Source organism: Spirosoma pomorum (assembly GCF_054776615.1).
In genome coordinates, this window is record NZ_BAAHBP010000037.1 from 167,656 (window position 1) to 179,654 (window position 11,999).

Consider the following 11,999-nt stretch of genomic DNA (forward strand, 5'->3'; position numbering starts at 1 on the left):
AGACCGCATTCTGGCTTAAATAAATAAGTACCGGGATTTTTATTGTACTAACTGTTGTTCATACCATATCAACAACCATTAAATTTGCCGAATATAGACCGAACGTATGGCAGAAGATAAGTCAATGCGCCTAAGCCAAGTGGCAAAAATTCTCAACACAGGCCTGTCCTCTGTTGCGAAGAGTCTGTCTGCCAAAGGGTTTAAGGTTGAAGTAAATCCCAACACTAAGATTGGCATGGACCAATTAGAGGTGTTGGCGAAGGAATATAAATCTACGGACCTCCTGAATGGAGCTCGCCGGTCCGAACCGTCGGTTGCGGTCGCTGAGCCACCGCGTCGTCAGGAGGAGGATGTTATTTTGTACCGTCGTGATGACGCAGGCCGTCCTATTACGGACGCTAAAGCAGATGCGCCCAAAGCAGATGCGCCCCGGTCAACAACCCCTCAGTCAACTAACACCGAAGCCAAACCAGTACCGCAAACCGCACAGACAGGTTTGCCAGGTCTGAAAGTGATCGGTAAAATAGATTTGAATCCGAAACCGGCTCCACAGCCTGCTCCCGTAGCGAAAGCTCCGGTTCAGCAGGAAACGAAGCCGGTTGAACAACCTAAGCCAACACCAGCTGCTGAGCCAGTGAAGGCCCCGGTTACGCCAACTCCCGCTCCTGAAGCAGCTAAACCGGTACAGCAACCTACGCCTGCACCTGTGGCTCCTGCGTCGGTTGAAGCGAAAGCGGATGTACAACCCGTCAAGCCAGTTGCTCCCGCTACGCCCGCGGCTCCTGTAGCCGAAACGAAGCCAGTAGCTGAACAACCTAAACCGGCTCCCGCTACGCCACAGCAGCAACAGCCTAAAGCGAACGTAACAAGTCCCGTTCCGGCTAAAGCAGAAGCGCCAGCAGCTGTAGCGCCGACTGCGCCAAGCGCCCCGGCTGCTGCACCAAGCGCGCCTGAAAATGAAGCGCCAGCGCCAACGGAGACGATCCGGGCCGCAGGTAGTCATCAGTTGGGTGGACTAAAGATCCTAGGTAAGATCGAATTGCCTGTCAACAATCCACGGCAGGGTAGCGGTGGCAGCAACGCCGACAAAAAGAAACGGAAGCGTATCCGTGGTCGGGAAGGCGCAGTTAATGTTAACACGCCAAATACACCAGGCGGTGGTCAGACCGGTCAGGGAGGGAACAACAATCCTCGAAATGATCGTGGACCTCGAGATGGTCAGAATGACCGTGGTCCCGTTAATCGTACCGACCGGCCTGCCGGTGATCAGGACAACCGTCAGCAACATGGACGGGGCGACCGGAACGCCAGCCCCGGAACTGCCAATACGAATACCAATAACAACGCGAGCAATAACAACGCGTCGGGTAACCGGACTGGTAATACCAATAATAACAATAACAACAACCGCGGGGGTGGTAACAACAACAACCGCGGAGGTGGTAATAATAATAACCGGGGCGGTGGAAACCGCCGTGAAGCGCCTACCCAGGCTGACGTTCGGAAGTCGATTCAGCAGACGAACGCTCGGATGCAGGGCAACCAGCCCAACCGGGGTGCTGACCGTCGACGTGATCGCCGGAACCAGCGCGAAGAAGATCGCCGTTTGTTAAGCGAACAGGAAGAGCTGGAAGCAAAAACGCTGAAAGTAACCGAGTTCGTGTCTGCCAACGACTTGGCCTCGTTGATGGACGTATCGATCAACGAAGTTATTTCGGTCTGTCTGAACCTCGGCATGTTCGTTTCGATCAACCAGCGTTTGGATGCCGAAGCGATCACGGTTATTGCTGATGAGTTTGGTTATGACGTTCAGTTTGTATCAGCCGAAGATGAAACGGAAGCTGGTGTGGACGTGGCCGCCGATGAACCAGACGATCTGCAGCCACGGGCTCCGATCGTCACGATCATGGGTCACGTTGACCACGGTAAAACGTCGTTACTTGACTATATCCGTCGGGCGAAAGTAGCCGCTGGCGAAGCCGGTGGTATCACGCAGCACATTGGTGCTTATAGCGTGAAAACAGCCGATGACCGTATGATTACGTTCCTTGATACACCGGGTCACGAAGCCTTTACGGCTATGCGGGCACGGGGTGCGAAAGTGACGGACGTCGTTATCATCGTAATTGCTGCGGATGACAGCATCATGCCACAAACTCGTGAGGCAATCAACCACGCACAGGTAGCTGGCGTACCGATTGTCTTCGCTTTCTCAAAAGTTGACAAGCCGGGTGCCGATGCGGAGAAAATCCGTACCGAGCTCGCTGCCATGAATATGCTCGTTGAGGAGTGGGGTGGTAAGTATCAGGCGCAGGAAATATCGTCGAAGTCCGGTATGGGCGTTGATGACCTGCTCGAGAAAGTTCTGCTCGAGGCCGAACTGCTCGAACTGAAAGCAAACCCAGATCGTCGTGCTTTGGGTACGGTGATTGAAGCATCACTGGACAAAGGTCGCGGTTATGTATCAACTGTACTGGTTGAAAACGGTACGCTGAAACAGGGCGATATCATGCTCGTTGGCGCTCACTACGGTCGCATCCGGGCGATGACGAACGACCGGGGCGAACGGATTAAAGAGGCTGGACCAGCTACGCCGGTTCAGATTCTGGGTCTGCCAGGTGCTCCACAGGCGGGTGACAAGTTCAACGTCATGGAGACCGAACGCGAAGCTCGTGAGATTGCGAATAAACGTGAGCAGCTACTGCGCGAACAATCACTACGTACTCGCAAACACATTACACTCGAGGAAATCGGTCGCCGGAAGGCAATTGGTACCTTTAAAGAGTTGAACGTGATTGTGAAAGGTGACGTAGATGGTTCGGTCGAAGCCCTCTCGGATTCGTTGCTGCAACTGTCGACGGAAGAAGTTCAGGTGAACATCATCCATAAAGCGGTTGGTCAGATCTCCGAATCGGATATTCTACTGGCATCTGCCTCGGACGCGGTCATCGTCGGCTTCCAAGTCCGGCCATCGGCAAGTGCTCGTAAGCTGGCTGAACAGGAACAGATTGAAATCCGTCTGTATTCGATCATCTACGACGCGATCAACGAAGTAAAAGACGCTATGGAAGGGCTGCTTGCTCCGACCGTGGAAGAAGTTATCGTTGGTAACATCGAGGTACGCGAAGTATTCAGAATTAGTAAGATTGGTACGGTTGCTGGCTGTTACGTAACGGAAGGCAACATTAAACGAAACAACAAAATCCGGATCATACGCGACTTCATCGTGGTCCACACGGGCGAAATCAGTGCGCTGAAACGCTTCAAAGACGACGTCAACGAAGTGAAATTTGGTTATGAATGCGGTCTGAGCATCAAAAACTTCAATGACATTGAAGTAGGTGACGTGATTGAAAGCTTCGAACTGAAAGAAGTGAAACGGACGCTGTAAGTCGTCAATATTAAGTTTCTGATATAGAAGAGCCCCCGTCAGCAATGATGGGGGTTTTTTCATGTGTAATTCGTACGTAAACCTGCCTGCTTATCACTAACTTGGGCGAGTGAGAAACGAAAGGTCTAGGGCCATTCGTTACTAGTGACAGGATCAACGTTTGCAGAAAGCAGTCTGAATGAATTTCCTATATCCCTCATTTCTGTTTGGGTTACTGGCCGTTTCAGTGCCGGTCGCCATTCACCTTTTCAACTTCCGGCGGACCCGACGAGTCTATTTCACGAATGTAGCCTTGCTGCGAACTGTCCAGACCGAGACTAAATCGTTTCGTCGGCTCAAACACTGGTTGATTCTGGCGGCACGTTGTCTATTCCTGATTTGTCTGGTCATAGCGTTTGCGCAGCCATTTATTCCTAACCCACGGATAGCCGGAAAGAATACGCCCGGTATAACGCAGAGGGGGGTAACAAGTCTGTATCTGGATAATTCATACAGCATGCAGAACGAGCGCAACGAAAAGCGCTATCTCGACATAGCCATCGGTAAGCTGGACGAACTATTAACGCTATTCCGGAACACCAGCTCTTTGCAACTAATAACAAACGATTTTTCGGGAAATGAGCAGCAGGCGGGCACGGCCGAGGCTATTCGGGATCGTGTTACGTCCGTTCGTTACGCCCATACTCCACGCGCCCTTGATGCTGTATATCGACGCCAGCGTAATTTGCTGGCCAGTATCAATCCAGCTGGGGGAAATCAATTATTCTGGTTTTCCGATTTTCAGAAAAGTACTGGTGGTGATCTGAACAAGCTGAAAATTGACTCTAGTGATCGGTTGTTTATTGTTCCGCTGGATGCACAGGCAACTAAAAATGTATTCGTTGATTCGGTCTGGCTCAGTACGCCGTTTATCCGCGAGATGCAGAACAACAGCCTGAACGTCAAACTGACGAACGGGGGGCAGGAGAACGTAAAAAACCTTCCCGTGCGGCTGTATCTGGATGATGCTCAAACCTCGACGGCCTCGGCTACACTGGCTCCCGGCGGGTCGGCTACGGTATCGCTGAACTTTAACGTTACGTCGAAAGGGTACCACCGGGGTCGGATCGTGTTTGAGGATTTTCCTATTACGTTCGACAATCAGTATTTCTTCGTGATCGAGGCATCGCCCGCCGTTCGGGTACTGCATCTGTATGAGCAGAAAGCGCCGGTTGATTACGTGCAGGCGGTGTATGCCAATGACAGTTTGTTCAGCCGTCGGAGCTTCAACGCCCAGAATTTCGATGTAGGCCAATTAAAAGCCACTGATCTTGTGGTGCTGGAGGGCGTAACGCAGGTAAGTGGAACGTTACGTACCGAACTGGAACAGTTTGTCCGACAGGGGGGAAGCCTGACAATTATTCCGCCTGAAAAGCCTGATGTGACTTCCTATGGGCCTTTCCTGGCGACGCTGGGCGTTGGTGGCGTTCGGGCAGTCGAAACGACCGCTACGCCTACACAACTCCCCGTAGCTGAACCCGACCGACGTAGTCCGTTCTTTCAGGATGTTTTTCAGCAGAGTTATCAGTCCGAGCCAGTCAATATGCCTAATGTAGCACCCGTCTGGCGGTGGAACGCGGGTGAGCGGCTGTTAAATCTTCGGGATGGCAATCCCCTGTTGACCCGGTCGAGAGCAGGAAGTGTTACGGCAAAAACAGGATCCGTCTACGTGTTGGCCAGTCCGCTGGCGAACCAATATGGCAACCTGGCTGAACATGCGCTTTTCGTGCCGATCATGTACAAAATGGCGGCTCTGAGCGTACGGGCCCAGCAAACGGCGTATTCATTCGACGATAATTCGCTGACTATCTCCGTTAATAATCCCTCCGATCGGGCGGTGTACAAACTGAAGCGGAATAAGCTGGAAATTATTCCGGTGCAGCGCGTGGTGGGGAATCAACTCTTTCTAGAAATGCCAAAAAGCAATGAACTGGCTGCCGGACAGGAAGTTGAAGCGGGATATTACGAATTGCAGAATAACCAGGGGCAAACGGAGCGTTTGCTGGCGCTGAACCACGGGAACGATGAATCGCGGATGGCCTTCTATTCCTCTGATGAATTACGTCGGATATTTGCCAGCCAACCCAACGTCGAGGTGTTTGACAGCATTCAGGATGGTGATTTTGCCCAGGTGTTGGAGCAGGAAACCATGGGTAAAAGCCTCTGGAAATATTTCCTGATCGCGTCGTTGGTGTTCCTTCTGGCTGAAATAGGAATGGTGCGATTGATGAAAGGGTAAATCGCTATTTGTTACTACTACGATTGATCAAACTGCCAATGTAAAAACGACCGGTAATGAGATTATTGGTCGTTTTTACGTTGGTACTCAACGAAGTTGAAACTAGCCTCGTGTCGTTCATCGGCGGGATGGAATCGCCGACTTACTTCCTGCCAGTCCGAGCGGTCAAAATTGGGGAAATGCGTATCCCCAGTATAGACTCTATCAATCTCAGTTAAATAAAGCGTAGTCGCCAGAGGAAGAGCCATAGCGTAAATTTCGGCGCCACCAATCACAAAAATTTCCTCCTGGTTAATCTGTTTAGCCTGATCAATGGCTGCTTCAATCGTATGCGCTACGGTTACGCCTTTAGCCTGAAACTCTGGATTGCGAGTAACAACGATGTTGGTCCGATTAGGTAAGGGCTTACCAAGCGCATCCAGCGATTTACGTCCCATAATAATGGGGTGATGGCTTGTTTTACGTTTAAAAAACGCAAAATCATCGGGTAAATGCCAAGGCAGGTCATTGTTACTGCCGATGGTACCGTTCTGAGCTACGGCTGCAATGAGACTGATTTTCATAGTTTATTTCCTCGCAAAAATTCCTCAGCGGTCATGCGTCGTTTTCCTTCAGCCTGAAGAGAGTCAATAGATAGCCAGCCGTCGTTAGCCTTAACCAGAATCACTTTCTTACTGTCAGTATAAGCTTCGCCCGGTTCGGCCGCAAATGGTGATTCATTAGCAATGGAAGCAGTATATATCTTAAAAAACTTTCCATTGATTATCGTCCAGGCGGCTGGATAAGGCGATAAACCACGGATGAAATTACGTACGGTTATGGCGGGCTGGCTCCAGTTGATCTCAGTCGTTTCGCGGCTAAGCTTGGGGGCCGGCTTCAGGTCGTCGGAGGCAGGTTGGGGGGTTCGTGGATAGGCCCCGGCTTCAATCGCCCTGACCGTTTTCAAAACGAGGTCAGCTCCCCGCTCCATCAGACGATCGTGAACTGTTCCGGCAGTATCATCTGGATAAATCGGCTCCTGGTCCTGAAAGATCATCTGACCTGTGTCAATTTCCTTCTCGATAAAGAAAGTCGTTACGCCGGTTTCCGTTTCACCATTGATGATTGCCCAATTAATTGGGGCTGCACCGCGGTATTGGGGTAATAACGATCCATGCAAATTAAATGTACCGATAATAGGCATTGCCCAGACTACTTCGGGTAACATCCGAAAGGCAACCACTACCTGTAAATCGGGCTTGTAACTAGCTAATGACTCCAGAAAAGCAGGATCTCGAAGTTTTTCCGGTTGGAGCACTGGTAAATTAGCGGCCAACGCTGCTTTCTTAACGGGTGAAGGCGTTAGTTGCAAACCACGGCCAGATGGACGATCAGGAGCGGTTACAACGGCTACTACCTGGCAGCCACCACCCAACAGGCGTTGTAAACTGGTGACGGCAAAGTCGGGCGTACCCATGAATACAATACGGAGAGGCTGGGGCATGGAGCTGTGAATCAGTTTTCGTAAGCAAAGGGGCTATCTGTTGATATAGCCCGGAAGTATTCGTAATTTTGTCATCACAACGCGTCCGCAAAGACGCGTTGCGTCATATTCAGTCGGTCAGGACGAAGAGAAAAGCAATGCGACGAGTTAATAAGTACATACGTAAACCATTTACCTCGGCTTGCCGACGGAGACACTGACGCGACTGCAAAGAAAACTAATTTGGTTGCAGAACGGTCGGCGGACCGTTTTTTTGTTTTAGCAAGCAACCCCAACCAATGTGAAAAACAGATAAAGAAGTTACGCATCGAATTATGGGAAAGATTTCATATTACACCGAAGAAGGACTAAACCGGCTTAAGGCTGAATTGAACGATCTGAAAACCAAAGGTCGTACGGAAATTGCCCGTCAGATTGCCGAAGCACGTGATAAAGGTGACCTCAGTGAGAATGCAGAATACGATGCGGCTAAAGATGCGCAGGGGCTGCATGAACTGAAAATCTCAAAGCTGGAAGAAGTCGTCGCGAACGCTCGGGTGCTGGACGAATCAACCATTGATACGTCGCAGGTATCTATTCTGTCAACGGTGAAAATCAAGAACAAGAAAAACGGAGCTGTCATGAACTACATGCTGGTTTCGGAAGAAGAAGCTGACCTGAAAGCAGGACGTATCTCCGTAGGATCTCCCATCGGAAAAGGTCTTTTGGGAAAACATGTTGGTGACCTTGCTGAGATCAAAGTGCCAGCGGGCGTGCTGGAGTTCGAAATCATTGATATTTCCCGGTAGCTATGGCCTCTATTTTCTCGCGTATCGTAGCTGGTGAGATTCCGGCGCACAAAATTGCCGAAACGGACGACTTTCTCGCCTTTCTGGATGTTACGCCGACAACGACGGGTCATACGTTGGTAATCCCCAAAAAAGAAGTTGACTACATCTTTGACCTGGACGACGAACTTTACGTGGGATTAATGAAGTTCGCCAAAACGGTTGCGGCTGCGGTTAAACAGGCGATTCCGTGCAAACGTATTGGCGTATCGGTTATCGGCCTGGAAGTGCCTCATGCGCATGTTCATCTCATTCCGTTGAATTCGATGGCGAACATGGATTTCACAAAAAAAATGAATCCAACGCAGGATGAACTGGCCGAAACGGCGCAAAAGATTCGACAATACATTTAACAACTGCGTGAAAAAAGGATATCGGAAGCAACCGGTGTCCTTTTTTTATGGTGTATTGGGAAGACGTACAATCTAATAAAAGTGAAATTTCGGGGTTCAACTTGAACTCCCAGAAGTTAAGTGTTATTTTTGCACTTACCGCGTAAAAAACAAGGGTTTAGCCCACTAAACGTCTATAAAAAGTGGATTTATTTGAGAAACTGCGCACCAATTTAGGTCCAATTGGCTCGTCGGCCCGGGAGTTTAATGGTCACCATTATTTTGCCTTCCCGAAGCTCGAAGGAGAGCTCGGCCCACATATGCGTTTCCAGGGGCAGGACATGCTGAACTGGAGCCTGAACAACTACCTTGGGTTAGCAAACCATCCTGAAGTACGGAAAGCCGATGCCGATGCTACCGCAAAATGGGGCCTGGCGTACCCAATGGGGGCTCGTATGATGTCGGGTAACAGCGACCTGCACGAGAAACTGGAAAAAGAACTCGCCGAGTTCGTTGGTAAAGAAGATGCTTTCCTGCTGAACTACGGCTATCAGGGGGTTATGTCGGCTATTGAAGCGGTTGTTGATCACCGCGACGTTATTGTATATGACGCCGAAAGCCACGCCTGTCTAATCGATGGAATCCGTCTCCATAAAGCGAAGATGGGTGAATACTACAAGTTCAACCATAACGATATGGCCAGCCTGGAGAAAAACCTCCAGCGGGCCACGAAGAAAGCCGAAGAAAAAGGGGGTAGTATCCTGGTCATAACCGAAGGGGTTTTCGGTATGTCGGGTAAAGTAGGTAGCCTGGATAAAATTGTTGCCCTGAAGGAAAAGTACAATTTCCGTCTGCTGGTCGACGACGCACACGGATTTGGTACCATGGGGGCAACGGGTGCTGGTGTTGGTGAGATGCTGGGTTGTCAGGACGGTATTGATTTGTACTTCTCAACTTTCGCTAAATCGATGGCGGCTATTGGTGCATTCATCGCTGCCGACCACGATGTGATCATGTACCTCAAGTACAACATGCGGTCGCAGACGTACGCCAAAGCGTTGCCAATGCCGTACGTTGAGGGGGCGCTGAAACGACTGGAGATGATTCGGAACTCTGATGAATTCCGCGAAAAGCTCTGGACGAACGTGCGTACGCTGCAGGACGGACTACGGGAGCGGGGCTTCAATATTGGGGATACACAGTCGCCCGTAACGCCGGTTCTGTTGCAGAATCTGCAGGGAGGCTATCCTGAAATTACAGCGCTCATTCGTGACCTGCGGGAAAATCACCGGATCTTCTGCTCAATCGTTGTTTACCCCGTGGTACCGAAAGATATTATCATGTTACGGATCATTCCGACGGCTGCACACACGCTTGAAGATGTTCAATACACCCTTGAGGCATTCTCTGCGGTAGCCGATAAACTGGAAAAAGGAGTTTATCGTCAAAATACGACGACAGTCGATCCTCAAACGATTGAAATATCGGCCGAATCAGCCAGTGAATAGAGTTTTTAGGTAAAAATTGCATTTTTGCTCTATTTTTTTGGCCTGGCTATTGCGCTGTATGGGAGAATGAGTAAATTTCAACCGAAAACCGCGTTTTAAGCGGAATTTGGGCATTTTTCCACTTAAACCCATACATTGCTATGGCACGTTTCGACGAAATAAAGAACCTCGTAATGTCTTTGGAAGGCGACTTCGAAAAGTTCTATGACAAGAACAACCAAGCCGCTGGTACGCGTGTCCGCAAAGGCATGCAGGAATTGAAGACGCTGGCACAAACTATCCGGTCTGAAGTTCAGGACACCAAAAACAAAGGTGAAGAATAGGTAGCTGAGGTTCTAATCGACTGAACACGATGAATCCCCCGCTGGCCACTGGTCGGCGGGGGATTCGTCTTTTGGCTATAAGCGGTTAGGCTATTTTCTCTCGGTGCATGAGTGTTGCCACACCCCGTACCGTTACCTTTTTCGTTTGTACATCGCGGATTTCACCGAGAATTTCAGCCGTGTGTTTCTCGGTGTTGAACTCCTTAACGGTGAACGTTGCTTCGTAATCCGTATCGACAAACATAGGGCGCAGGAACTCCAGCGTCTGCCCCAGATAAACCGAACCATAGCCCGGAAACTCGGTACCGAGAACTTTGGTGAATACAGTAGCGCTTAACATGCCGTGAATAATAGGGCGCTTGAAGGGCGTTTGAGCGGCAAAATCGGCGTCCAGATGTAGTGGGTTATTGTCGCCCGTGATACGAGCAAAGTCGTTTACGTCGGCCTGCGTAAACCGGAACGCGTACCGGTGAACAGCGTTTAGTGCAAAATCGGGAGTCATGCAACAAAGCTACAAATCCCATTAACTATTTTCAGGGCTGAATCTGATGGATTGCGTTTAGCTTTGTCGTCGATCTGGTAAATTATGCTCAAAAATTTGTTTTCGCTCGGCGCATCGTACGAAAAGCGTGTTTTCGGACTCGACTTGCTGCGGGCGCTGGCTATCCTGATTGTTGTTGATGCCCACGCAACGATTGCGCTTAAAGAATACTACAGCGGTGGATTCTGGCATCATCTGTTACCCGATGGTGTCGAGTTATTCTTTGTGTTGAGTGGATTCTTGATTGGTGGAATACTAATCCGGTCGTATGAGCAGAATAACGGCTTTGATCGAAAACTACTCTCGAATTTCTGGACCCGGCGTTGGTTTCGAACGCTTCCTAATTACTATCTGGTGCTAGGTGGTCTGATTGGATTCGCGTTGCTACGCGCCTGGCGCAGCGGACTGCATCATACATTACCCGGCAAGGGCACGCTGGTTAAGTATTTCTTTTTCCTTCAGAATTTTGCCCAGTACGTTCCTGATTTCTTCCCTGAAAGCTGGAGCCTGGCCATCGAAGAATGGTCATACATTACGTTGCCACTGGTACTGTGGGGGATGCATCTGCTATGTTCCGGCCGCTGGTCACGTCAGCGAATCGTGCTGGCGTCTATTCTACTAATCATAGCGATTTCTAACGCCTACCGGTTGGTTATGGCGATGCAAATCCCGATTTCAGAAGGCGAGCTTGGCTATCGGGGTATTGTTATCACCCGACTGGACGCCATCTCCTATGGCGTGTTAGCCGCATATATTAAACATTACTACCCTATTCAGTGGACCAACCCCGTGCTGCGGCAACGATTACTGACCATAGGTATTTTGTGCGTGGTGGCGGTTTCTTTTTCCGCTTCCATCGTTATTCTCAAATATTACGTTGCGGCAGGCGTGTACCCAGCTTACGTTTTTTACAAACGCACCGTTTACTTCACTTTGATTGGGGTAAGCATGATGCTGATCATGCCGTTCATGGACGGCTGGAAGACGGTCGGTTCTGCGGAAACAGCGGGTGGACGTACCAAAATGCGCATAGCCCGGTTCATTACTCACATCAGTCTAATTTCGTATTCGATGTACCTGCTTAACCTGACCCCGATTATGATGAACGTAATCGAACGGTTTCCGACAACCTCATTGATTGTTGGCTGGGCAAAGGTTGGCTTATTCTGGGGGCTGGTGCTGACCTTGTCAACGTTGCTGTTTAAGTACTTTGAGAAGCCTGTTACAGCGCTACGTGAGCGAATGTCCAGAAAAGAACCTACCGAACTACTAAAAGAGAAAGAGCGAACAAGTGTACGTGCCAGCCGATAAATACT

10 protein-coding genes are annotated in these 11,999 nt (G+C 50.0%); 7 read left to right on the forward strand and 3 right to left on the reverse strand.

Annotation, left to right across the window (positions count from 1 at the left end; genetic code table 11):
• Window positions 1-106: 106 nt before the first annotated feature.
• Window positions 107-3,391 (forward strand): translation initiation factor IF-2, encoded by a 3,285-nt coding sequence (gene infB / locus ACYVAD_RS21815; protein WP_461141661.1) that lies wholly within the window; start codon window positions 107-109, stop codon window positions 3,389-3,391.
• Between the two features lie 178 nt (window positions 3,392-3,569).
• Window positions 3,570-5,669 carry a BatA domain-containing protein gene (locus ACYVAD_RS21820; RefSeq protein WP_461141662.1) on the forward strand — a complete coding sequence of 700 codons (2,100 nt, stop codon included), beginning with the start codon at window positions 3,570-3,572 and terminating at the stop codon, window positions 5,667-5,669.
• Window positions 5,670-5,731: 62 nt separating this feature from the next.
• Here the strand turns inward: ACYVAD_RS21820 and ACYVAD_RS21825 are convergent, their stop codons facing one another.
• Complete coding sequence (locus ACYVAD_RS21825; protein WP_461141663.1) at window positions 5,732-6,232, reverse strand: dihydrofolate reductase; 501 nt, start codon at window positions 6,230-6,232, stop codon at window positions 5,732-5,734.
• Complete coding sequence (fmt, locus tag ACYVAD_RS21830) at window positions 6,229-7,152, reverse strand: methionyl-tRNA formyltransferase (RefSeq protein WP_461141664.1); 924 nt, start codon at window positions 7,150-7,152, stop codon at window positions 6,229-6,231. Before fmt ends, ACYVAD_RS21825 begins: the two co-directional genes overlap by 4 nt.
• Before the next feature lie 314 nt (window positions 7,153-7,466).
• On the opposite strand from fmt, the gene greA reads away from it, so the two are divergent.
• The 4 genes from greA (at window position 7,467) to ACYVAD_RS21850 (ending at window position 10,142) form a co-directional block, all read left to right on the forward strand.
• Window positions 7,467-7,940: a transcription elongation factor GreA gene (gene greA / locus ACYVAD_RS21835; RefSeq protein ID WP_461141665.1), complete on the forward strand. Its 474-nt coding sequence runs from the start codon at window positions 7,467-7,469 to the stop codon at window positions 7,938-7,940.
• Window positions 7,941-7,942: 2 nt separating this feature from the next.
• Window positions 7,943-8,332: an HIT family protein gene (locus ACYVAD_RS21840; protein ID WP_461141666.1), complete on the forward strand. Its 390-nt coding sequence runs from the start codon at window positions 7,943-7,945 to the stop codon at window positions 8,330-8,332.
• A gap of 182 nt (window positions 8,333-8,514) precedes the next feature.
• Window positions 8,515-9,819: an aminotransferase class I/II-fold pyridoxal phosphate-dependent enzyme gene (locus ACYVAD_RS21845; RefSeq protein ID WP_461141667.1), complete on the forward strand. Its 1,305-nt coding sequence runs from the start codon at window positions 8,515-8,517 to the stop codon at window positions 9,817-9,819.
• 140 nt (window positions 9,820-9,959) lie between these two features.
• Window positions 9,960-10,142 (forward strand): histone H1, encoded by a 183-nt coding sequence (locus ACYVAD_RS21850; RefSeq protein ID WP_461141668.1) that lies wholly within the window; start codon window positions 9,960-9,962, stop codon window positions 10,140-10,142.
• Between the two features lie 85 nt (window positions 10,143-10,227).
• Here ACYVAD_RS21850 and ACYVAD_RS21855 read toward each other — a convergent pair whose 3' ends face one another.
• Window positions 10,228-10,644, reverse strand: coding sequence for a MaoC family dehydratase (locus ACYVAD_RS21855; RefSeq protein ID WP_461141669.1), 417 nt, complete (start codon window positions 10,642-10,644; stop codon window positions 10,228-10,230).
• A gap of 84 nt (window positions 10,645-10,728) precedes the next feature.
• On the opposite strand from ACYVAD_RS21855, the gene ACYVAD_RS21860 reads away from it, so the two are divergent.
• Complete coding sequence (locus tag ACYVAD_RS21860) at window positions 10,729-11,994, forward strand: acyltransferase family protein (RefSeq protein WP_461141670.1); 1,266 nt, start codon at window positions 10,729-10,731, stop codon at window positions 11,992-11,994.
• Window positions 11,995-11,999: the final 5 nt, after the last annotated feature.

Bases quoted from the DNA above. Each gene is read 5' to 3' on its own strand.
- infB (WP_461141661.1), top strand. From the start codon at position 107: ATGGCAGAAGATAAGTCAATGCGCCTAAGCCAAGTGGCAAAAATTCTC.
- ACYVAD_RS21825 (WP_461141663.1), bottom strand. From the start codon at position 6,232: ATGAAAATCAGTCTCATTGCAGCCGTAGCTCAGAACGGTACCATCGGC.
- fmt (WP_461141664.1), bottom strand. From the start codon at position 7,152: ATGCCCCAGCCTCTCCGTATTGTATTCATGGGTACGCCCGACTTTGCC.
- ACYVAD_RS21820 (WP_461141662.1), top strand. From the start codon at position 3,570: ATGAATTTCCTATATCCCTCATTTCTGTTTGGGTTACTGGCCGTTTCA.
- ACYVAD_RS21840 (WP_461141666.1), top strand. From the start codon at position 7,943: ATGGCCTCTATTTTCTCGCGTATCGTAGCTGGTGAGATTCCGGCGCAC.
- greA (WP_461141665.1), top strand. From the start codon at position 7,467: ATGGGAAAGATTTCATATTACACCGAAGAAGGACTAAACCGGCTTAAG.
- ACYVAD_RS21855 (WP_461141669.1), bottom strand. From the start codon at position 10,644: ATGACTCCCGATTTTGCACTAAACGCTGTTCACCGGTACGCGTTCCGG.
- ACYVAD_RS21860 (WP_461141670.1), top strand. From the start codon at position 10,729: ATGCTCAAAAATTTGTTTTCGCTCGGCGCATCGTACGAAAAGCGTGTT.
- ACYVAD_RS21850 (WP_461141668.1), top strand. From the start codon at position 9,960: ATGGCACGTTTCGACGAAATAAAGAACCTCGTAATGTCTTTGGAAGGC.